This is a genomic window from Arthrobacter sp. PvP103 (assembly GCF_017833075.1).
In the GTDB taxonomy this organism is placed as follows: domain Bacteria; phylum Actinomycetota; class Actinomycetes; order Actinomycetales; family Micrococcaceae; genus Arthrobacter.
Map to the genome: position 1 here is coordinate 3,544,178 of NZ_JAFIBQ010000001.1, position 21,408 is coordinate 3,565,585.

General features: G+C 67.0%; 22 protein-coding genes. 5 read left to right on the plus strand and 17 right to left on the minus strand.

Annotated elements, in window-relative coordinates:
- Window positions 1–44 precede the first annotated feature (44 nt).
- From JOE41_RS16355 to JOE41_RS16375, 5 genes are all read right to left on the minus strand, one after another.
- Window positions 45–200, minus strand: coding sequence for a hypothetical protein (locus JOE41_RS16355; RefSeq protein ID WP_209752979.1), 156 nt, complete (start codon window positions 198–200; stop codon window positions 45–47).
- On the minus strand, window positions 181–333 hold the full coding sequence (locus tag JOE41_RS16360) for a hypothetical protein (RefSeq protein ID WP_156810626.1): 153 nt from the start codon (window positions 331–333) through the stop codon (window positions 181–183). Before JOE41_RS16360 ends, JOE41_RS16355 begins: the two co-directional genes overlap by 20 nt.
- A gap of 86 nt (window positions 334–419) precedes the next feature.
- On the minus strand, window positions 420–1,244 hold the full coding sequence (locus tag JOE41_RS16365) for a hypothetical protein (RefSeq protein ID WP_209752980.1): 825 nt from the start codon (window positions 1,242–1,244) through the stop codon (window positions 420–422).
- A 279-nt stretch (window positions 1,245–1,523) separates the two neighbouring features.
- Window positions 1,524–1,772, minus strand: a complete 249-nt coding sequence (locus tag JOE41_RS16370; protein ID WP_011690933.1) for a hypothetical protein — start codon at window positions 1,770–1,772, stop codon at window positions 1,524–1,526.
- Window positions 1,765–3,198 (minus strand): flotillin family protein, encoded by a 1,434-nt coding sequence (locus JOE41_RS16375; protein ID WP_011690934.1) that lies wholly within the window; start codon window positions 3,196–3,198, stop codon window positions 1,765–1,767. Before JOE41_RS16375 ends, JOE41_RS16370 begins: the two co-directional genes overlap by 8 nt.
- Before the next feature lie 249 nt (window positions 3,199–3,447).
- Between JOE41_RS16375 and JOE41_RS16380 the strand changes: the two genes are divergently transcribed.
- Window positions 3,448–4,833, plus strand: coding sequence for a phenylacetate--CoA ligase family protein (locus JOE41_RS16380; protein ID WP_209752981.1), 1,386 nt, complete (start codon window positions 3,448–3,450; stop codon window positions 4,831–4,833).
- A 55-nt stretch (window positions 4,834–4,888) separates the two neighbouring features.
- Here the strand turns inward: JOE41_RS16380 and fdxA are convergent, their stop codons facing one another.
- From fdxA to JOE41_RS16430, 10 genes are all read right to left on the minus strand, one after another.
- Complete coding sequence (gene fdxA / locus JOE41_RS16385) at window positions 4,889–5,209, minus strand: ferredoxin (RefSeq protein WP_011690936.1); 321 nt, start codon at window positions 5,207–5,209, stop codon at window positions 4,889–4,891.
- A gap of 6 nt (window positions 5,210–5,215) precedes the next feature.
- Window positions 5,216–6,733 (minus strand): aldehyde dehydrogenase family protein, encoded by a 1,518-nt coding sequence (locus tag JOE41_RS16390; protein WP_209752982.1) that lies wholly within the window; start codon window positions 6,731–6,733, stop codon window positions 5,216–5,218.
- Window positions 6,734–6,765: 32 nt separating this feature from the next.
- Window positions 6,766–7,554 (minus strand): SDR family oxidoreductase, encoded by a 789-nt coding sequence (locus tag JOE41_RS16395; RefSeq protein ID WP_011690938.1) that lies wholly within the window; start codon window positions 7,552–7,554, stop codon window positions 6,766–6,768.
- Complete coding sequence (locus JOE41_RS16400) at window positions 7,554–8,549, minus strand: dihydrodipicolinate synthase family protein (protein ID WP_245200742.1); 996 nt, start codon at window positions 8,547–8,549, stop codon at window positions 7,554–7,556. The genes JOE41_RS16395 and JOE41_RS16400 overlap by 1 nt, the downstream gene beginning before the upstream one ends.
- 38 nt (window positions 8,550–8,587) lie before the next feature.
- Window positions 8,588–9,418, minus strand: coding sequence for an enoyl-CoA hydratase-related protein (locus JOE41_RS16405; RefSeq protein ID WP_307800714.1), 831 nt, complete (start codon window positions 9,416–9,418; stop codon window positions 8,588–8,590).
- Window positions 9,415–10,674 carry a CaiB/BaiF CoA-transferase family protein gene (locus JOE41_RS16410; RefSeq protein WP_209752983.1) on the minus strand — a complete coding sequence of 420 codons (1,260 nt, stop codon included), beginning with the start codon at window positions 10,672–10,674 and terminating at the stop codon, window positions 9,415–9,417. Before JOE41_RS16410 ends, JOE41_RS16405 begins: the two co-directional genes overlap by 4 nt.
- Window positions 10,671–12,053, minus strand: a complete 1,383-nt coding sequence (locus JOE41_RS16415; protein WP_209752984.1) for an FAD-dependent oxidoreductase — start codon at window positions 12,051–12,053, stop codon at window positions 10,671–10,673. Before JOE41_RS16415 ends, JOE41_RS16410 begins: the two co-directional genes overlap by 4 nt.
- 10 nt (window positions 12,054–12,063) lie before the next feature.
- Window positions 12,064–13,413, minus strand: a complete 1,350-nt coding sequence (locus JOE41_RS16420) for an MFS transporter (RefSeq protein ID WP_011690943.1) — start codon at window positions 13,411–13,413, stop codon at window positions 12,064–12,066.
- 163 nt (window positions 13,414–13,576) lie between these two features.
- Window positions 13,577–14,176, minus strand: a complete 600-nt coding sequence (locus tag JOE41_RS16425) for a helix-turn-helix domain-containing protein (protein ID WP_011690944.1) — start codon at window positions 14,174–14,176, stop codon at window positions 13,577–13,579.
- Between the two features lie 281 nt (window positions 14,177–14,457).
- Window positions 14,458–14,919, minus strand: a complete 462-nt coding sequence (locus JOE41_RS16430; protein WP_011690945.1) for a DUF4383 domain-containing protein — start codon at window positions 14,917–14,919, stop codon at window positions 14,458–14,460.
- A 124-nt stretch (window positions 14,920–15,043) separates the two neighbouring features.
- Here JOE41_RS16430 and JOE41_RS16435 point away from each other — a divergent pair, with 124 nt between their 5' ends.
- Window positions 15,044–15,676, plus strand: a complete 633-nt coding sequence (locus tag JOE41_RS16435) for a hypothetical protein (protein ID WP_209752985.1) — start codon at window positions 15,044–15,046, stop codon at window positions 15,674–15,676.
- Between the two features lie 63 nt (window positions 15,677–15,739).
- Entirely contained in the window at window positions 15,740–17,056 is a 1,317-nt protein-coding gene (locus tag JOE41_RS16440; RefSeq protein ID WP_011690947.1) for a DUF6350 family protein, read from the plus strand.
- A gap of 51 nt (window positions 17,057–17,107) precedes the next feature.
- Here the strand turns inward: JOE41_RS16440 and JOE41_RS16445 are convergent, their stop codons facing one another.
- Complete coding sequence (locus JOE41_RS16445) at window positions 17,108–17,539, minus strand: hypothetical protein (protein WP_011690948.1); 432 nt, start codon at window positions 17,537–17,539, stop codon at window positions 17,108–17,110.
- 39 nt (window positions 17,540–17,578) lie between these two features.
- Here JOE41_RS16445 and purN point away from each other — a divergent pair, with 39 nt between their 5' ends.
- Window positions 17,579–18,142 (plus strand): phosphoribosylglycinamide formyltransferase, encoded by a 564-nt coding sequence (purN, locus tag JOE41_RS16450; RefSeq protein ID WP_011690949.1) that lies wholly within the window; start codon window positions 17,579–17,581, stop codon window positions 18,140–18,142.
- Window positions 18,143–18,187: 45 nt separating this feature from the next.
- Here the strand turns inward: purN and JOE41_RS16455 are convergent, their stop codons facing one another.
- Complete coding sequence (locus tag JOE41_RS16455) at window positions 18,188–19,540, minus strand: MFS transporter (protein ID WP_209752986.1); 1,353 nt, start codon at window positions 19,538–19,540, stop codon at window positions 18,188–18,190.
- Window positions 19,541–19,692: 152 nt separating this feature from the next.
- Here JOE41_RS16455 and purH point away from each other — a divergent pair, with 152 nt between their 5' ends.
- Window positions 19,693–21,372, plus strand: a complete 1,680-nt coding sequence (purH, locus tag JOE41_RS16460) for a bifunctional phosphoribosylaminoimidazolecarboxamide formyltransferase/IMP cyclohydrolase (protein ID WP_011690951.1) — start codon at window positions 19,693–19,695, stop codon at window positions 21,370–21,372.
- Window positions 21,373–21,408 lie beyond the last annotated feature (36 nt).

The following is a 21,408-nucleotide window of genomic DNA, read 5'->3' on the forward strand; positions in this document are numbered from 1 at the left end:
TTGCGCCGAGGGGGAGCGGGCATGACCTGAAAAGGAAGGTTGGGTTAACAGCCGGGCAGCGTTGAAGCACGACGACGGCGGTACTCGCCGCCGGAGGCTGCTGCCGCGGACACCCGGGCCAGGACACCGTCCCTTGCCACCCCCAGGTAGGCAAGGGACAGCATCCGGGCGGTCCCGGCGTCAGTGGCTGGTCGCCTCACCTGCCCGGCCCATGGGGTCGGGCCAGTTGCCGATGCGGGCCTTCATGGGGTCGGGCCAGTTGCCGATGCGGGCCTGGGCCGGAGCGGAGCGGACGATTGCCGTGGTGCTGAAGGGCTGAGTGTGGAAGGACATGACTTTTCTCCTGACTGAGTTTTGATTCCCGACGCCGACGGCGTGGGTGGGCATGCTCTGCCTGAAAATGCGCAGAGGTTACCTGCTCAGTCGGGGGAAGACCCCGGATCGAAGGACGGGCTCGCGGCACGGACCAGCGCCGCGTCGGGCGCCAGGCAGCGTCCGGCATCGTGCAGCAGGTTCCAGAACCCGGCGACGTCGGCCGACGCCTCGGCGCCGGCGCTGCCGGTGCCCGTAGACCCCGAACCGGACTGGTTCTGGGGGCCGGCGAAACGGAGTTCCGTGTCCTGCGCGGGTGCCGGCGCCGCCGATACAACGTAGCCAATCGTGGCGGCCAAGGCCCGCATTGCCTGCGTATTCGCCAGGAACTGCAGTGGTGAAACCGCGCCGCGAACCTGCAGCGGAGCGGTGCTGACTTCGGCGGGCCGGACCTGGCTGGCGGGGGAGACCGCCTCGACGCTGACAGGTTCCGCCGCTTGCGAGAGAACTGCCGACGGCGGGACGGCAGTTCCGGCCGGACGTCCGGGGGCGGCCGTCTCCGGTAACTGCACCGGAACGTCCGGCAGCGGAACCTCCGGCAGTGGAACGTACAGTCCCGGCAGAGCGGGAACAGGCAAGGCTGGAAGCGGCACTGGTGGCACAGTAACGTCCGGCAACGCGGGTGCGAGGGAATCAACCACCGACACGACCCCGTCGGCTGTGCCGGTGAGCGTTGCACTGACCGTGTCAACGAGCGGCGAGTCCGTGAGGGGTATGTCCGCGGCCGGCGGAGCGGCAGTGTCCGCCACGTTGGCCACCACTTCTGTTGTTCCGCTGACCACCGGGTCCACGACGTCGACGACCGTCGCCGCTGTGTCGGAGACCGGAAGCGGCACAGCGGCGACCGGAACCGGAACGTCCTGGATTGTCACAACAGGGGTGCCAAGCGTGTCCGGATCATCGGATGCCGCATTCGCGGTCCCGGCAGACCAAACCATCCAGGCGGCGCAGAGAAGCGCAGCAATCACGAATGGGCGCACGGCACCACGGAACCGATCACGGAAAATTCCGCCCATCCAGATCACCCCCAGAGGCAATGGAAAATCAGGATACGCCCGGTGCTGTCCGACCGTCCAGACCCCGGCGCTTGCGGAGTAGAAGAGAGCGGACCAGGGGGTTATCGGAACGCAAGGGGCGGCCGGGAGCGCGGCTCACCGCCCGCCGTCGTGCCTCAACACCTCCGGCAGTTCATCCACGTAGACGGTCTGCGGCGGGTCGTAGTAGATAACCAGGACCTCCTCGCCCACGGAAAAAACACTGGTTTTGTCGAACGGGTGGGCGTGGAAGGCCATGGTGCCGCCAAGATACGGCAGCATGACTTCGCCGATGGTGCCCGGGCCGATGCGCCCCGTCACCCGCCCGATCTTGCCTGTGAGGCTGCGGTCAACGTCCTTACGCATCTGGGGCTTTCGCCGGCCGCTTGCCTTCCCTGCTGTTCTTCAGCGCCGAAGAGAGGGCCGGAAGGTAGTCGCCCACCTGGGCCAGAATCCCGCCCAGCATCTTGTTGACGCCTTCCCCGCCGTTGAGCACAGTCATCTGTCCCACGTGCGAGAACGGCTCAGCCGCCGCGGCGATGATGGCCGGCATGTTCTCGGCCAGCTGCTGCGAAATGACGGCATCCTGGTTGGTCCCGAGTGCCTCGGCGCGGGCCTTGATGCCCTCCGCCTCCGCCAGTGCCTTGGCCTTGATGGCCGAGGCGGCGGCATCGCCGCGCGCCCGGGTGGCTGCGGCTTCCGCCTCGCCGGTGACCTTCGTGGCGCCGGCCGCGGCCGCGGCAGCCGTGGCATTTGCCTGGGCCTGCAGTTCCGTCCGCCGGGCGTTGACCTGGGCTTCTAGTTCGGTGCGGCGGGCCAGCGCTTCTGCGGCGCTGATGTCCGCGGCCTTCTGGCCTTCGGCGTCCGTGCGCTTGGCGTAGGCCTTGGCGTCGGCGGGCTTGCGGATGGTGGTCTGGAGCTTCTGCTCTTCGCGGTCAGCCTCGAGCTTGGCCACCTCGGTTTCCTGGACCACAACCTGCTGCCGCGCCGTCGCATCCGCGAGCGGCCCGGCCTGGGCGGCGTTGGCCTTCGCCCGTTCGGCATTGGCCTGCGCCACCGACTGCCTGATGGCGGAGACGCTCTGGGCGTCGGCGATGAGCGCCGCCGCCTCCGCTTCCTTCTCGGCCGCTTCGCGGTTCCTGGTGGCCTCGGCGATGCGGGCTTCCATCTTCACTTGGGCGATGTGCGGCTTGGCGATGTTCTGGATGTAGCCGGTGGGGTCCTGCAGGTCCTTGATCTGGAGCGAATCCACCACCAGACCCAGCTTCTCCATTTCCACACCGCTGGCGCTGCGGACCTGCGAACCGAGCTTGTCCCGCTCGCGGATGATCTCCTCCATGGTCATGCTGCCGATGATGGACCTCAGGTGCCCTTCAAAGACGTTGTACACCTGGCTTTCCATTTTGGGCTGCTGGCCCAGGAAACGCCGGGCCGCATTTGCAATGAAGGGCGGGGCATCGCCGATCTTGTAAATCACCACACCTTCCACAATTACCTGGATGCCCTGCGAGGTAACACAGGAAACTTTGAGCTCAGTTTCATTCAGCGTGAGGGACAGGGTCCGTACCGTCTGAAGCCCGGGAAACACCAGCGCACCTTTGCCCGTGACAATCTTGAAGTCCATTCCGGCCCGCGTTTCAAGGGTTCCGCGGGTCAGGCCGGAGATGATCAGGGCCTCGTTGGGTTCAGCCACTTTCCACATCAGTTTTATTGCCACCCAGATAAAGCCGATGACAACAATTGCCCCGATGAGAGCGGCAATTAACGGGAAGAATGCTGACAAGTCCGGCATGGCCCAGGTCCTTTCAGGTTATGGAACAGGCATCGCGGTAAAGCCCCAATTGATGCAGCTGTTCATTCCCTGCCGGTCAAAATGCGGGTAATTCAGGCCTGCCGGGCCAGCTGATGTAGCCAGTCTGATTGGCACCCGCCGGGAAGTCCAGCAATTCGGCGGTGCAGAGCAGCAAGCCCCTGTTATGGCGCCTGCCGTTGTGGAAGGGTGGGCAGGGGACCGCGGACTGATCCGGAGAGGAGCTTCCCGATGCGTGGCGTATCCGGACGGACACTCAAAGTCGCGTGGGATACCTGGCGGGCTGAGCGTGGCGGCGCGGATGCGATCAGCCGCTTGCAGCAGGCCCGGCTGGCGGATCTGGTGGAGTTTGCCCGGTCCGCGTCGCCGTATTATCGGCGCTTGTACCGGGACGTGCCGGACACAGTGACGGACCCAGGCCAGCTGCCTCCGGTCGGCAAACGGGAGCTGATGGCGAACTTTGACGATTGGGTGACCGACCCGCACATCACGTTGGCGAAGCTGAAGTCGGAACTGCTCTCCGACCTCTCCCGGCTGGGGACCCTGTACCGCGGGCAGTACCTGGTGGTCACGACGTCCGGCACCTCGGGTGAGCCGGCCGTCCTGATCCATGACCGGTCCTCCTGGGTGGCGGTGAACGTCGTGGTCAGGATCCGGGAGCGTCGTACCCTGATCAGGGCAGGGGAAGTGCGGGACTTCCTGCTCCGCGGCCTGCGGGCGGCGGCCCTCGTCGCTGGCGGGGGCCACTTCGCGGGGGTCGTGTTGACCGAAAACGCCCGACGCCGGGCCCCCGCCATTGCACGGCGCCTCCGGATCTTCTCGGTGCTGAGGCCGCTCCCGCAGCTGGTCGAAGAACTCAACACCTTCAAGCCGACCCTGCTCTTCGGGTATCCGAGCGCGATGATCCAACTCGCCGCGGAACAGAAAGCCCGGCGGCTAGGGATCCGGCCCGTCCTGGCGATCTGTTCCGGGGAGAACCTCTCCGCCGCCGGACGCGAATCGATCGAAACGGCATTCGGCTGCCGCGTCACCGAACGCTATCTTTCCTCCGAAGTTCCGGCCCTGACCAGCCAGTGCCGGAACGGCGCATTCCACGTCAACACGGACTGGTACATCCTCGAACCGGTGGACGCGGACTACCGGCCGGTCCCGGCCGGCACCACCTCCCACACCGTGCTCGTCACCAACTTGGCCAACCGTGTGCAGCCGTTGATCCGCTACGACCTCGGCGACCGGGTAACGCTGGCACCGGAACCGTGCCCCTGTGGCAGTCCCTTTCCTGCAGTAGGCATCGAAGGCCGCGCAGGTGACCTGGTTTCGTTCCGGGCCGCTGACGGTGGCACTGTCACGGTCCTGCCGCTTGCGCTTGGCACGGTCATCGAGGAGACGCCAGGGGTGCGCAGGTTCCAGGCCATCCGCACGGGACCGGGCAACCTGACCGTGCGGCTCGAGACCTGGCCGGGTGCCGATCCGGCCCAGGTGCGGAGGGCGGTCACGGAGCGGCTGAATGAATACTTCGCAGCCCTTGGCGCCGGACCGGTTGCGATTGAGCATACGGATGAGCAGCCCCGCCCCGACCCCAGCGGGAAATTCCGGCAGGTCTGGTCCGCGGGGTGAGCTGGTAGTGGACCGGGATCTCGACAGGCTCGACCACCGGCGGCGACCGGCCCGGTTAGCGGACTGAAACCGGCCGGGCCGCCACCACCGGGTGGTCCCGGCCCAGGTTGCCCAGGCCGGAGGCGCCCTGCGGTGACCCCAGCTCCTCGAAGAACTCCACGTTGGCCCGGATGTAGTCCGCCCATTCGTCCGGGACGTCGTCGGAATAGTAGATGGCTTCCACCGGGCACACCGGATCGCACGCGCCGCAGTCCACGCACTCGGACGGGTGGATGTAGAGCGAGCGTTCGCCCTCGTAGATGCAGTCCACCGGACACTCGTCGATGCAGGCCTTGTCCTTCACATCCACGCACGGCTGCGCGATCACGTAGGTCATGGCGCGCTACACACCGGTGTAAACGGTCTTGCCCCAGGTGAAGAAGTCGAGTGCGGACTTCCCCTGTTCGCGGAACGTGTTGGTGGAGGAGTCCTTCACACCGCCGAACGGCACGTTAAGGTCCAGGCCTGCCGTCGGCCGGTTGACCTTGACCACGCCGGCCTGGGCCCTTGCGGCGAAGTCGGTGGCGCGCGCCAGGGAATCCGTGCAGATGCCGGCGGTGAGGCCGTAGCGGGAATCGTTGATGGCAGCGAGCCCTGTCTCATAGTCAGACACTTCCAGCACCGTCACCACAGGTCCGAAGATTTCCTCGGTAACGGCGGCGTCGTCGAACGGCAGGCCGGTGAGCACGGCAGGCGGGAAGAACAGCGGACGGTTCGCGTCGCCGTCGTGCGTTCCGTCCAGGATGCCGGAACCGGCCAGCAGCGTTGCTCCGCGTTCGACGGCGGAACGCACCGCCGCGGTGTTCTGCGCGAACTGCTGGCTGCTCACCACGGCGCCCATGGCGGCGTCCATGCCGTCGCCGGGGGTGTACGCAGCGGCTTCCTCGGTGAGTGCGTCAAGGAATGCGGCGCGGATGCCCGGGGTGACGTAGACGCGGGAGGTTGCGGTGCAGGCCTGGCCGGTCAGCCCGAACGCGCCGGCGGCCACCACCTTGGCGGCCTTGCGGGCATCGGCGTCGTCCAGTACCAGGACGCCGTTCTTGCCGCCCATTTCCAGCTGCACGCGGGCCCGGCGGGTGTTCAGGATTTCCTGCAGTCCCAGCCCCACGTTGGTGGAACCGGTGAAGGACAGCCCGGCGATGCGCGGGTCGCGGGCCAGGGCGTCGCCCACCACGCGGCCCTTGCCGTGCACCACGTTGAACACTCCGGCGGGCAGCCCCGCGTCCTGCAGGGCACGGGCGAGGTGGGTGGCGGAGAGCGGCGTCAGCTCGGCAGGCTTAATAACCACGGCGTTGCCGCTGATCAGTGCGGGGGCGGATTTCCACGCGGGGATGGCGATGGGGAAGTTCCACGGGGTGATGAGGCCGACGACGCCGAGCGGCTCGCGGCGGGTGGTGATGGTGGTGTCCGGCAGTCCGCTGGGCAGCACCTCGCCGGTGGCGGCCCAGCCCAGGGAACCGAAGAAGCGCAGCACGTCGGAGGCACGTTTGACCTCGCCTTTGGCTTCCGCGAAGGTCTTGCCTTCCTCGCGGACCAGGTCTTCGGCGATGACGATCTGGCGTTCGATCAGCAGGTTGCCGGCGGCGATGAGGATGGCGCCGCGGGACGGTGCCGGCAGGGCGGCCCAGGCCGGCTGCGCGGCAGTGGCGGCGGCAATGGCAGCGTCCACGTCCGCGGCCGTTCCGCTGGGGGAGAGGGCCGCGAGCTCGTCCGGGCGGGCCGGGTTGAACCGCTCGGTGTCGGCTTGGCCCAGCCATTCGCCGTTGATGAGGTGCCGGGCGGTCAGGAGTTCGCGTTCGGTGGAAGCGGACGTGGCAGTGAAATCGGTGGCGGTGGAGACGTCGGTCGCTGTGGAAGTCATGGTGTTCCTTAGAAAGATCGTGAGTGGGGGCGCTACAGGCTGCGGATCAGGCCGCCGTCGCACCGGAGCGCGATGCCGGTGATGTACGACGCCGGGGCGCTGCAGAGGAAGGCGGCAGCGGCGCCGAACTCCTCGGGTTCGCCGTAGCGGCGGGCGGGGATGGTCTTGCGGGACTCGAGCTGGATGTCCTCAACCGTGGTGCCGCGGCGTTTGGCTGCGGCCTGGTCGAGCTGGGCAACGCGGTCGGTGGCGATCCGTCCCGGCAGGAGCATGTTCACCGTGACGGCGTCCAGGGCCACCTCGGCGGCGAGGGTTTTGAGGTAGCCGGCCAGTGCGGCCCGGCCTGTGTTGGAGACCGCCAGGTTGGGCAGAGGCGCCACCACTCCGCTGGATCCGACGGCGAGGATGCGGCCCCAGCGCCGTTCCCGCATGCCCGGAAGAACGCGGGAGATCAGGGCGTGGTGCGGCTTGACCAGCAGCTCGAAGGCCGCGGCGATGTCCTCGGAGCTGAGCGTTGCGGCGGCCCCGGGCTTGGGGCCGGGGCCGTTCAGCACCAGAATGTCGACGGGGCCGAGGTCCGCAACGGTCTGTTCGACGGCGGCCTCGATGCCTTCCGCCGTGGTGAGGTCCGCCTCGATGGGGATCGCACCCGTGCCATAAGCGGTATGCAGCTCGGCAGCGATCTCCTTGGCACGGTCGCGGCGGCGGCCGGTGACCGCCACGCGAACGCCCTCTGCGGACAAGGCGCGGGCCACGGCCAGGCCCAGACCGCCGGTTGAGGCGGCCACGAGTGCGGTTTTTCCGGCGATTCCCAAGTCCATCAGAAACTCCCTACTGAGCTGTGGTGGTCCGCAATGTGCGGTGCACCGGCGGGTGCGTCCGCGCGTGCTTCCAGCGCGGCAGCGGCTTCCCGCAGGTGCGTGAGCATGCCGTAGCGCAGCCTCTCCGGGAACTCCGCGGCCGGAGCCCGGACGCCCGCGTCCTTGACTAAGCCGCGCTTCAGCAGGCATTCCTTACGGACGGCCAGGGCGATCTTTGCCTGCTGCTCGAAGTTGATCAGCGGCAGGTACGGCAGCAGCTGGTCGCGGGCGGCTTCATAGCCGTCGCGCTGCCAGGCCCGGACACAGGCGATCAGCGCCTCCGGGTAGGAGAAACCGGTCATGGCGCCGGCCGCGCCGGCCATGAGCTCGTCCAGCAGTCCCTGCCCGCCGAGCCCGCCGAAGACGGACACCCTGCCAACCAGCGCGGCTGTCAGCTCCGCGATGGCCACGCTGGTGGGCGGCGCTTCCGCCTTCACCGCGACCACGAAGCTGCACCACTTCGCCACGGAAATGAGTGCAGGGGTGCTGATGCTGACGCCGCTGGCCAGGGGGTAATCCTGCAGCACCACCTTGGCGCCGGTGGCCCGGTGGATGGCGTCCAGGTGGGCGATCACCACCTCGGGCCGGGGCGAGTTGGCCTGGACCATCACGGCGGCCAGGCGCTCGCCGGCCACGGCCTGGGCAGCCTTGATTTCGTCGATGGCGGGGCGGGTGGACAGCGCAGTGATGCCGACAACCAGCGGGAGGTCCGTGCATTCGACCGCGATGTCAAGGACCTGGCGGCGTTCCTCCGCGGTCAGCGCTGCGGCCTCGCCGAACACACCCAGGACGGTCAGCCCGGTAGCGCCGATGGCTTCGTAGTGCTCCACGAGCCCGGACAGGCTGTCCAGGTCCACGTCCAGCGTGCTGCCCTGGAAGGGTGTTGCCACCACGCCCCAGACGCCCGGTGACAGTGACTCGCGTGCCGGGGTGTCCATTGAGGGTGCGTCTTGCATCGGGTTCTCCTTTCGTTCGTTATGCATCTCGTTCTGCATCAGCGGCCCGGCCAGACCGGCCGCCGCTTTTCCTGGAAGGCACGGACGCCTTCGGCCGAGTCCTCGCTGTCCAGTGCGGCCATGAGGGCCGGCAGCCGGAGCCCGCGGGCCTCTTTGGCGGTCAAATGCCCGGTCTGCGTGACCATCTGCTTCACTGCCCGGACGGACGTGGGGGCGCAGGCCAGGATCTGGTCCACCCAGCGCTGCACGGCGGCGTCGAGCTCGTCTGCCGGGACCACCTCGTTGACCAGCCCCATCGTCTGCATCTCCGCCGCGTCCGCCTTCCGGCCGGTCAGGAGCATACCCATCGCCTGGGTGTGGGGGATGCGCCGCACCAGCTGGTGGATGCCGCCGTCGAGCGCTAAACGCCCCACGCGCGGTTCCGTCAGCCCGAACCTTGCGTTCTCCGACGCCACCACGATGTCCGCGCCGAGCACGATCTCCATGCCGCCGCCCAGCGCATAGCCGTTCACCCGGGCGATCACCGGCACGTCGAGCGACGTGCGCAGGCTCAACCCGCCGAATCCGTTCGGGTCCAGGCCGGCCCAATACTCCAAGCCGGTCTTGTCCACGGCGGCGGCGGACATGTCCGCCCCGACGCAGAAGGCGCGGGTCCCGGCGCCGGTGATCACCACGGCGCGCACGTCCGGATCGGCCTCCAGCTGGTCCCAGATCCCGTTGAGCCGGGCCTGGGCGGTGCCGTCGACGGCGTTGAGCACGTGCTGCCGGTCGATCACCACCGTGGCCACATGGTTCTCGATGGTCAGGGTGACCTGGTCCACTGCGTTCGAGACGGCCGTCGCCGCGGGAGCCTCGGAAATCGCCGTCACCGGAGCACCCCCAGCTGCTGCAGCCGCGCGATGGTCTCCTCATCGAACCCGTTCTCCAGCAGGACCTCCACGTTGTGCTCGCCCAGCCGGGGCGCCGCGCGCCGGACGGTGGGAGGCGTGGCGGAGAGCCGGATGGGCGCGTTGAGCATGCGCACGGTCCCGACGCCGGGATGTTCGGCCTCGACGATCATGCCGTTGGCCTCGGTCTGGGCATCGGCCAGGGCCTGCTCCAGGGTGTGGACCGGGGCGTTGAGCAGCCCCTGGTCCTCCAGCTTGCCGGTCCAGTACTCGGTGGTGTTGGTGGCGATGCGCTCGCGGAAGATGGCCTGCAGCGCCGGCTTGTGCGCGAACTGCTGCTCCAGGTTGGCGAACTCGGGCCGCTGCGTAAGGTCCTCGTCCAGCCCGAGGGCTTCGGAGATGCGGGCCAGCGGGTCCGGAGTGAAACCGCCCACCATGCAGACGGCGCCGTCGGTGGTCTCGAACACTCCGCTGAGCGGCATGGCTCCCCAGTTGACCTCGTAGCCGCGGTTGAGCTGCATGCACGCCTCCTGCATCTGCAGGTGCAGCATGGAGTCGTACATGGTCACCTCCACCTTCTGGCCGACGCCGGAGGTTTCCCGGGTGCGCAGTGCCAGCAGGATGCCCTGCATGAGGTGCATGCCGGTGATGTAGTCGCAGAGGGTGGTGGGGTAGATGGACGGCTTCTGCTCGTCCGATTCCCGCCGCCACATCACACCGGAGTAGGCCTGCGCGATCGCGTCCTGGCCGCCCTTGTGCGAGTACGGGCCCACGGGGCCGAAGCCGGTGCCCGAGGCCCAGATGATGCCGGGGTTCTCGGCCTTGAGTTCCTCGTAGCCGAAGCCCATCCGCTCCATCACACCGGAGCGGAAGTTGCTGACCACCACGTCGGCGTCCGCCATGATGGCGTGCAGCACGTTCCGGCCTTCCTCGGTGCGCGTGTCGATGGAGACGCTGCGCTTGTTCCGGTTGATGGACAGGAAGATCGGGTTGTCCTGGCCGTCCTTGTCCGGGAACGAGTTGCGTGAGATGTCCCCGGCGCCGGGGCGTTCCACCTTGATGATGTCCGCGCCATAGTCGCCCAGCATCTGCGTGCAGGACGGGCCCATGAACACCTGGGTGAAGTCCACGATCTTGATGCCGTCCAGCGGCAGCGGGGTGGCGGTGGGTTCCCCCGCGGCGGCGGGCGCCGCCGTCGTGCGTTCCAGCTCTGCCGTTTCCAGGGTCACGGTGCTCATGCCGGGACCGCCGCATCGGCGTCAACGGTGGCGTTCGACGACGGGACGTCGCCCGGGTCGGCGCCGTGCCGGCGCATGCCCTGCTGGATGTCCAGGGCGGACACGTCGCGGACCAGAAGGCTGTTCTCGACGGCGAGAGCCGCGGCGACGCCGACGGCCTGGCCCATGGCCATGCAGGGCGGGATCTCGCGGGACATCTTCTGCGCCTCCGGGGTGGCTGAGTAGTGGCGTCCGGCGACGAGGAGCTGGTCCACTTCCTTGGGCAGCAGCGAGCGGTACGGGTAGTAGTAGTCGCGGCCGCGGGCCACGGTGTCGGCGAAGTGCCGGCGCTGGGTGACGTCGTCCTTGGTCATGACGTACTCGCCCTGCAGCAGGCGGGTCTGGCGGACGCCCATCTGGGAGGCGACGTCCAGCATGTAGCAGTTCTCGAAGCCGGGGAGGTTGGCGCGGACGTAGTCCACTGCCTCGGAGATCCGGTCGCGGGCGGCGAACTCGGCGGCCGTCATGTCCGCCGGGTCCGTGCCGTCGAAGCCGGTCATGTGCGGGGCGTTGCACCAGACCACGCCGTCGATGGGGGTCTTGAGCCACCACAGTTCCCAGGCGCCGCCGAGGAGGCGCTTGATCTTGCGGTTGATGGCGCGGGCTTCCTTCGGGTTGGCCTGCTCGAACGCCTCTGCCGCGGCGGTATCCACGTTGCCCAGGCGGAAGACGAGCGTGGTGAGGTAGTTGTCCTTGGCGTAGCTGGCGCCGGCCCGGGAAGCGACGTCGATGTCGCCGGTGGTGTCGATGACGACGTCCGCCATGAAGGCCTGCGGGCCCAGCTTGGTCTCGCAGATGACGCCCTTGATCACGCCGTTGTCCACGATGGGGCGGGAAAACCAGGAGTGCAGGCGGAGGTCCACGCCGGCCTCGCGGACCAGGTCGTTGGAGACGCGCTTCCAGCCGTCCGGGTCGAAGGCCGCGGCGTAGCAGATGGGCTTGGGGTTGGTGTGGGAGTGGAAGTCGAATGTGCCGTAGCGGCCCCACTTGTTCCAGAGTCCCTCGGAGGTCTTGCGGTCATCCGCCGGCGGTACGACGGCGAGGCCCAGCTTCTGCAGGCGCTCCACGTATTCGGACACGATGCCGGTGACGGTGATTTCCTGGCCGTTGATCATGTCGTCCAACACCAGCACCATTCCGCCGGAAGCGAGGCCGCCGAGGGATGAGTAGCGTTCCAGCAGGGTGACCTTGGCGCCGGAGCGGGCTGCGGTGACGGCTGCGGCCACACCTGCGGGGCCACCGCCGACCACCAGGACGTTGGAACGTGAGATGACCGGGGCGGTGAGGTCCGCCGTCGTGGTGCTGAGTTCCAGGGAGGTGAAAGTTGCGGGGGAGGTCATGGGGGAGTCCTTACTTTCCGACGAAGATGCCATTGGAGCGGCGTGCGGCGAGGTAGAAAACGATGCTGAGGATGGAGAGAACGGCCACGTAGACCGGGAAGATCCAGCTGAGGTTCAGGGATTGGAACCAGACCAGCAGGTAGGAGGCGGTGCCGCCGAAGAGTGCGACGCCGATTCCATAGCCCAGGGCTACGCCTGTGCCGCGGATGTTCTTGGGCATCAGGGAGGAGCTGACCACGTTGTAGAGGGTCATGTTGAGCACCAGGACAACGGAGCCGCCAAGGAGGACGGCTGCGAAGCCGCCGATGCCCGGCTGGACGTAGAAGAGCATGAGGAACACAGACGGGATCGCCAGGATGCGGGTGATCAGGAACCAGCGGGACATCGACTTGCCGTCGGTCAGCTTGCCGATGATCCAGCTGCCTGCCACCAGGATGACGCCCAGGACGGTGGTGAGGGCAAAGACGGCGGTGGGGTCTTCCTTGAACCCGCTGCGGGCAGCGCTGGGAAGGCCGACGTTCCAGGCGTAGTTGTAGGCCTGTGCTGCGCCCACCACGAAGATGATGGCCAGGACGGAGAGCCAGTGCCTGCGGACTCCGGACCAGACGGCGCGGGGAGTGTTGCTGGCCATTTCCTCGGCCTCGAGGGTTTCCGGGAGCGAACGGCGGAGGTAGAGGACCACGAAACCGAAGAGTGCGCCGATGATGAACGGCACGCGCCAGCCCCACTCGGCCATGACGGCACCGCCGAGGGTGAGGCTGCAGAGGAAGCTGATCAGCGAGGCCAGCAGTATGCCGATGTTCACGTAGAAGCTCATCAGGCCGGCGACGTAGCCTTCACGGCCTTCGGGCGCCAGCTCCAGGGCATGGGACGTTGAAAGCGGGGCTTCGATGCCCGTGGAAATGCCCTGCAGCACGCGGCAGACCAGCAGGATGATGCCGGCCCAGACGCCGATCTGCTGGTAGCTCGGCGTGACGGCGATGATCAGCGTGGTGCCGGCCATCAGCATGATGGACAGCAGCATCACCCGGCGGCGGCCCACCCTGTCCGCCAGGGTGCCGAGCAGGATCCCGCCCAGCGGACGGAAGGCGAATCCGACGGCGAACACGGCCAAAGCATTCAAGGTGGCGGAGAGCGGATCGGTGTTGGGGAAGAAGTTGGGCCCGATGAAGGCCGAGAGGAGGCCGAAGACCATCCAGTCATACCATTCCAGGGCGTTGCCGAGGCCAAGGCCCAGCAGTCCCTTGCGGACCTCGGGGGTGAATTTTTCGTTGGAGCGGGTGGGGGATGAGTGGCTGGTGCCTGGTGACGGGACAACGTTGTCCGTCCCTCGGGGGTCCGTCGTTTGTGTTTCGAGCATGGAAGTGTCCTTACGCTGACGCCGATGAGGGCGTGGGAGGGTATGACGCATCGACGCCCTGGAGGCAGGGCGGAAGATGCGAACGATGCAAGGAGTGTCTGCGGCCACGGTGTGTGTCCGGACAGTTAGGGGAAAACGCTGGTGCCGGTTGGGGGCGGCAGGGTTACCACGCGTGTGGTGCGTTGACCCAGATGGCTACGCATACCTCTTCGTAGCTGTTTTTGTACCAGTGCGGGATCTCTGAGGAGTAGGTGATGGAATCGCCCTCCTCAAGGCTGTAGCAGACGCCGTCCAGGAAGACGTCCTTGCGGCCCGAGATGATGTAGCAGAACTCTTCTCCGCTGTGGGTGAAGGGTGTTCCGCTCGTGTCATGGCCCGGGGGCGTGCTGATCCACTGCGCTTCGATGTTTCCGTCACGGTTCGGGGTCAGCAGTTCGTGAACTGCTTCCCCTACCGACTCGCGGGTGACGTTTTTCAGGTTGCGTCGATCGGATTTTCGAACGACGGGCGACTTGGATTCATCCTGGCCGATGAAGAACCTCCCAACGGGAACGTCCAATCCGTGAGCCAGCTGTGCCAGCGTGGTGAAGGAAGGGTTGGCCAGGCCGCGTTCGATCTGGCTGACGATCGCTTGGCTGAGGCCGGTGATGTCCGAGAGCCGGGCGAGGGTCATGCCCTTTGCCTTGCGCATGGTGCGCACCTTGTTTCCGACAGTCGCCAGAAGTTCGCTGGTGGCCGGCGGGGCGGGGGTCTCGGTGGTCATTGCCGCATCCTTCGTTGGTGAGCTAACTCACACAACTATAGTGAAGATATTCAGCGAGTCAATGATTTGTCTTGACTAAAGTAAAAAAATTCACAGGAATGAAGTTTTCGGAGGGCGATCCGCGCCCCGGCGCCCGCCCGCCGTCGGCCCTTGCAGCAAAAAGCTGGTGCAGCCGCCTGCGACTTCGCAGGGCAACTGCACCAACCGGTGGTTAAAACATTCAGATTGCTATGAAGCGTTCCTCATTAGCGGCTCCTTATGTCCCGGCTACGCGATCCGGGTTATCTGCGGTCCTCGGCCAGATGCCTCGAGAGGATCCAGCCAGCGCCAATCATCAGCACACCCAGCACCATGTGGGTCCAGTTATCCATAGTGTTCAGCGACAGGAAATTGGCCGCCGAACCTACTCCGACAATGAGCCCGAAGATGCTGAGGACGATGTACAGCAGACCAAAGCCCATAAGGAAGTTCCGGGCGCCCATTCCATTACGGGACATTGCCCAGCCCGTTGCGCCGATGACCAGCTGCACGATGTTCAGCAGCATGGACGTCTGGAACAGGCCAAGGAACATGGCGTGCGAATCAGGTCCAAGGAACCTCAGTTCGCCGTACTGCTGGGTAATGCCCGGGATGAATCCCAGGACACCGACCAACATCAGGACAATACCTACACCCATGCCGACGTTTTGGACATCCGTACGTCCAAAGTGAACGCCATGTGCATGTGGGGATGCGGTAGTCATTTTCTGCCTCCAACCACTGATTGCGGACATTCCAATTTTACGGCTGGGTAACGAAAAAAGCGCTGGGGGATGGGGACTTCTGCCCAGCGACAGAACCGCTCCTGTCTGGTGAACTGACACCACCATGCGCCCTGTAACAGTGATCCTCCGAACCTTTGCGACCGCCGTCGTGCTTCTGCTTATCGCCGGCTGCAGCGTGGCCGTGCCGGCTGAAACGGCGCCCGCGGTGGGGGCGCTGAGGATGAGCGAGGAGACTGCCGTCCCGGAAGCCGGCGGCGCCCGTCCCCCGAATTCCCGTCCGCTGAACTCCAGGCCCCTCAACCGGGCCGAACAGCTCCTGCCCAAGGTGAACGCGCAGCCGTGGGCGGCGCCGCTGCCCGTGGTGGTGCAGTCGGCCAGCAAGGACATGCAGTGCTCCATTGATGCGGACGGTGCTGCCTGTCACCTGCTCACGGACGTGGCGCCCCGGCCGGGCGACATCAAGGGTCAGTGCACGGGGCTCAGCGAATACTTTGGCGGATACGCGGTGGTAACACTCGACGGCGGGGCCCAGTACGGGCTGTGTGGCAAGGGAACGTCACCCATGGAGGCGGAGGAAGTGGCCGGGCCGGCCTTCCCGGGGCCGTGGATCCGGGACGGCCAGACCGTGCGGCTGGGCAACATGGTGTGCGAACGGGCGCCGGGTGCCATGACCTGCGCGCATCTGCGGACGGGGCACGGCTTCATGATCAGCAAGGAGAACTACGAGCTCTGGTAACTCCGGGGGTTTGAGCCTGTCGAAGACGGGTCCGGGGCGCCTCCCGTGACACCATGGAGCACGATGAAACTGCGCGCTGATCAGACCGGAGACCGTGGCATTCCCATGCCCTTGTGGCTGCAGGGAGCGCTCGAATCAGCACAGGCGGCGGTCATTTCCGCGCTGGTAGTGCTGACGCCCATCGTCGCGGTGTGGGCCACGGCCGGATTCCAGAACAACAACTTCGACGCCCTTGCCCGGCTTGGCGGCCAGGCCTGGCTGCTGATTCACGGGGTTCCGCTGCACCTGACGATGGTGGCCGGGGAGTCCGCGGCGCAGCCGGAATCGGGCACCCTGTCGCTCATTCCCCTGGGCCTGACGCTCATCCCGTTCCTGCTCGCGTGGCGTGCGGGCCGGCGCCTGGCGCGGGCCTCCTACACGGACCAGCTCTGGCAGGCACTCCTGGGTTCCTGGTTGGTGTACGCCGGGTTCGGCATGGCCACGGGCTTCGTGTGCCGCACGGACGACGTAGCCATCTTTCTGTGGTTTGCCGGGCTGATGCCGCTGGTCCCGTTCGGCCTGGGCATGGTGGTGGGTGCCCGGCGCGAAGCGGGGTCGTGGAGCAGGCTCATCGGTGTCGATGCCGTGGACTGGATCGCACGGACCAGCCAGCACTCCCGCTGGGCCGGGTCCTATCTGGGTTCCGCCATCAAGGCCGGTTTCGTCGCGCTGATGGCCGCCTTCACCATGTCCGCCGGGCTGCTCGCGGTGGACCTCTTTATCCACTGGGACCTGGTCATCGCCGTGTATGAAGGGCTCGACGCCGGCGCCATGGGCGGTGCCGTGCTCACCATCGCGCAGCTCGGCTTCCTCCCCAACCTTGCCGTCTTTGCGCTCGCCTGGACGTCCGGCTCCGGTTTCGCCCTGGGCGTCGGTTCGCAGGCCGGCCCGCTGGGAACCGCCGTTGGCCCGCTGCCGTCCATTCCGGTTTTCGCCGCCTTGCCTGCCGGTCCGCTCGATTACGGCTTCGTGGCGTTGGTGGTCCCCGTCCTGGCCGGCGCCCTGGCCGGCTGGTGGTTCCTGCGCGAAGGCGAAAACCACTTCGACGAATGGCTGTCCATCAAGGTCCGGGCACGCTGGTTCACGGCATCGGCGTCAACGATTGTCCTCGGCGCGATCATCGGCGTGGCGGCGGGCCTGATGGCCGGCGGCCTTGCCTGGATGGCGCGCGGATCAGCCGGGATCGGCCGCCTCACCGACATCGGGCCGGACCCCTTGAACACGTCACTGTGGGTGGCCGCCGAGGTGGGCATCGGCGTCGTGGTCGGCTACGCGGCGGGCCCTTGGCTGGAACGCCAGCAGAAGCTGCGTGAAGCGAACCTGGACACAGCCAAGCCCTAGGGAGTTCCGCCGTCGGGCGTTTACTTCCGGAGGGTTAGCCGGCGGTGCGGCTCAGCGGAGCTGGGCGGGCAGAGAGTTCTGCAGCTGAGTCTGGCACTGGGTCATGGCCTGCTGGGTGAGCGCATTTCGCGAGCACTGCTGGAAGTCCCGGACCTGGTTGAAGAACACTGCGGAGACCATGACCAGCAGGACCATCACCGCCGAGACCACCAGCCCTGAAATGGTCCCGAAAAGCACCAGCTTGGATTCCTTCAGCTTGATGGACCGGACCAGCACCATGATGCCAAGCACGAGGCTCACGGCCGTGAGGAGGGCGGTCAGCCACAGGTAGGTGACGTCCAGCTGGTAGACGAAGAAGGCGCCCAGGACGGCAACGATGAAAGCACGGAACAGGTTGTGTGTCTTCAGCAGTGACGTCTTGGCAGCCTCGCTGAGGGGCTGCCGGGCCTGCTGGGGACCTGCGGGGTCCTTCGGGGGATTCATGTTTTCCAGCCTACGCGAGCGGCCCCATAAGCTAGAGCCATGCGCATCGTTGTCCTCGTGTCCGGTACCGGTTCCAACCTCCAGGCTGTCATTGACGCCGTCAAGGCGGGCGAACTGGACGTGGAGATCGCCGCCGTCGGCGCTGACCGGCCGGGGACCTACGGCGTGGAACGGTCCGCGGCCGCCGGAATCCCGACCTTTGTCGTGGATTTCAAGGCCTACGCCGACCGCGCCGAGTGGAATGCGGCGTTGACCGAAGCCGTAGCCGCATATGAGCCGGACGTGGTGGTGTCCTCCGGGTTCATGCGCATCGTCAGCCCGGAGTTCATCGACGCGTTCGACGGCAAGTACCTCAACACCCACCCCGCCCTGCTGCCTGCCTTCCCAGGGGCACACGGCGTCCGCGATGCCATGGCCTACGGCGTCAAGGTCACCGGCTGCACCGTTCACTGGGCCGACGCCGGCGTGGACACAGGCCCCATCATCGCCCAGGAAGCCGTTGCCATCCTCGACGACGATACCGAGGACACCCTGCACGAACGCATCAAGGTGGTGGAGCGCAGGCTCCTGGTCTCCACCCTGGCGCAGCTCGCCGCCGCCTGATTCCTGGCCCGACTGGAGCCGCGGCTGGGTAGGGGATGGGGCTGCCTACGCCAGCGTGCGCTGCTTTGTCTCGGGGGAGAAGAACGCCATCCACAGCACGGACAGCAGGACGAGGCCGCCGGCCAGTGCGAAGGACGTTGCCAGGCCCAGCTGCGGCCACAGGACCGAGGCGAAAATGAGCGGGCCGAAGCCCGCCCCGAGCCGCGAGAACGTGGACGCCCAGCCAAAGCCGGTGCCGCGCAGGTCCGTGGGGTACAGCTCGGAGACATAGGTGTAAAGCACCGGAATGGCCACCTGGACGATGAAGCCGAACACCAGCAGCCAGAACACTGCGGCGGACGGGATGTCCACCACGAATGCCACGATCACCAGCGTCAGCGCGGACAGCGGCCCGGTGATCGCCAGGATCCACTTGCGGCCCACGCGCTCCACCAGCACGGCCGCCACCACCACGCCCAGGAGGCCGACGGCGGCCATGGACGCCGTCGTGAGGAAGGCCTTGTAGTCCTGGAACCCGGCGCCGATCAGTATCCGCGGCATCCACGTCAGGGACAGGTAGTAGACCAGCAGGATGCTGAAGAACAGGGACCAGGCAGCCGCGGTGATCTTCCAGTTGAACCGCCAGACGCGGACCAGCTGGAGCCAGGCGCTGCCGGCAGAAAGCTTCGGGGCGTCCTGCGCATCCGGGAGGCTGTAGGCGCGGGGTTCGGCGCCCGTGGCCTTGACCAGGTCGTCGATGACCCTGGCTGCCTCGTCGCGGCGGCCCTTGCGGATCAGGAACAGCGGCGACTCCGGCACGCTGCGACGCACCCAGAAGACCAGCAGGGCTGGCAGCACCATCACCAGCATGGTCAGCCGCCAGTCCGCAAAGGCCGCAACCAGCCAGGCGGAAACAAAGCCGCAGAGCGCGGCGCCCACAGGCCACCAGCCGTCCATCGCGGTCAGCACTTTGCCGCGCTGCTTCCGCGGCGTGAACTCACCCACCAGGGCATAGTCCACGGGGATGCACCCGCCCAGGCCGAAACCTGCCATAAAGCGGAACACGCAGAACCAGATGAAGTCGGGGGAGAACGCCCCCAGCACCGTGAAGAGCGAGAAGATCAGCAGGGTGGCCGTGAAAGCCTTCTTGCGCCCGATGGTGTCCGCAATCGTGCCCCACGCGAACGCGCCCAGGGCCATGCCCACCAGGTTGGCCGTGCCGATCCATGCGGCATCGCCGGGGGCCAACGCCCAGTGGGTGGATAGCAACGGGATGAGGATCCCGTTCAGCGTCACATCCCAGGCGTCGAACATGAAACCCAGGCCGCCGATCACGAAGATCCGGCCCTGGACTTTCCACCGCCACGGCAGTTCCTGGACCACTTGTTCGCCGCTGGGCACAGTGGTGTAAGTATTCATCTCGGCCTCCTGGGAAAACTCTACGTTGCGCTCGCGGGTGCGCGAGCGGACTTCACACTCGGGCCTGCAGGGAGGGCATCCCGCGGGACGCGATAAACTGGCCACATCCCCACCAACCGCGGCACCCACCGTGTCAAAAGACGGAGACCTTTGTGAGCTTTACGCAGCTAGACCGTGTTCCCATCCGCCGAGCCCTGATCTCGGTCTACGACAAGACCGGTCTGGAGGAGCTCGCGAAGGGCCTGCACGAAGCAGGCGTCAAGATCGTCTCCACCGGCTCCACCGCGAAGAAGATCGCGGCTGCAGGCATCCCCGTCCAGGAGGTCGAGGAAGTCACCGGTTCGCCGGAGATGCTGGACGGCCGCGTCAAGACGCTCCACCCGCGCGTGCACGGCGGCATCCTGGCCGACCGCCGCGTCCCCGCCCACATGGAAACCCTGGCCGGCATGGAGATCGAGGCGTTCGACCTCGTCGTCGTGAACCTCTACCCGTTCGTGGAGACCGTCAAGTCCGGTGCCGCGCAGGATGACGTCGTGGAGCAGATCGACATCGGCGGCCCCGCCATGGTGCGCTCCGCCGCGAAGAACCACGCCGCCGTCGCGATCGTTACCGACCCGAATTTCTACGGCGACGTTGTCCGCGCTGCCGCTGAAGGCGGCTTCGACCTGAAGACCCGCCAGCGCCTGGCCGCGAAGGCCTTCGCCCACACTGCCAGCTACGACACCGCAGTGGCCACGTGGACGGCCAGCCAGTTCCTGGACGAGGACGGCGACGGCGTGATCGACTGGCCGGCCTACGCCGGCCTGGCGCTGGAACGCTCCGAGGTCCTCCGCTACGGCGAAAACCCGCACCAGCAGGCCGCCCTCTACGTGGACAAGGCCGCTCCCGCCGGCATCGCGCAGGCTGACCAGATCCACGGCAAGGCCATGAGCTACAACAACTTCGTGGACGCCGACGCCGCCCTCCGTGCAGCATTCGACTTCGCCGAGCCCGCCGTGGCCATCATCAAGCACGCCAACCCCTGCGGCGTGGCAGTCGGTTCCGCCGACGCCGCGGACCCCATCGCCGACGCCCACGCCAAGGCCCACGCCTGCGACCCCGTGTCCGCATTCGGCGGCGTTATCGCAGCAAACCGCACGGTCACCGCCGGAATGGCGCGCACCGTTGCCGGCATCTTCACCGAGGTCGTCATCGCGCCGGGCTTCGAGGACGAGGCCGTGGAGATCCTGTCCAAGAAGAAGAACATCCGCCTCCTGGCCCTGCCGGAAGGCTACGGCCGCTACCCGACCGAGTTCCGCCAGGTCTCCGGCGGCATGCTGGTGCAGGCTGCTGACAAGGTCGACGCCGAAGGCGACAACCCCGCCAACTGGACCCTCGCAGCCGGCGAGGCAGCGGATGCAGCCACGCTGGCCGACCTCGCGTTCGCCTGGACCGCCTGCCGTGCCGCCAAGTCCAACGCCATCCTGCTCGCAGACCACGGCGCTGCCGTCGGCATCGGCATGGGCCAGGTCAACCGGCTCGACTCCTGCAAGCTGGCTGTGGAACGCGCCAACACCCTGGGTGTGCAGGTCGAGTCCGACGTCGAGGGCGCCGGGGGTGCAGCCGGTCCGTCGACGACAGAGGCCAGCGCAGCCCCGCAGCGTGCCCGCGGTGCCGTGGCAGCCTCGGACGCGTTCTTCCCGTTCGCCGACGGACTGCAGATCCTGATCGACGCCGGCGTCCGCGCCGTGGTCCAGCCCGGCGGTTCCGTCCGGGATGACGAAGTGATTGCAGCGGCGAACGCGGCCGGCATCACCATGTACTTCACGGGTGCGCGCCACTTCTTCCACTAGGAGTTAAGCGCCACACACGACGGCGACCGCCCCCGA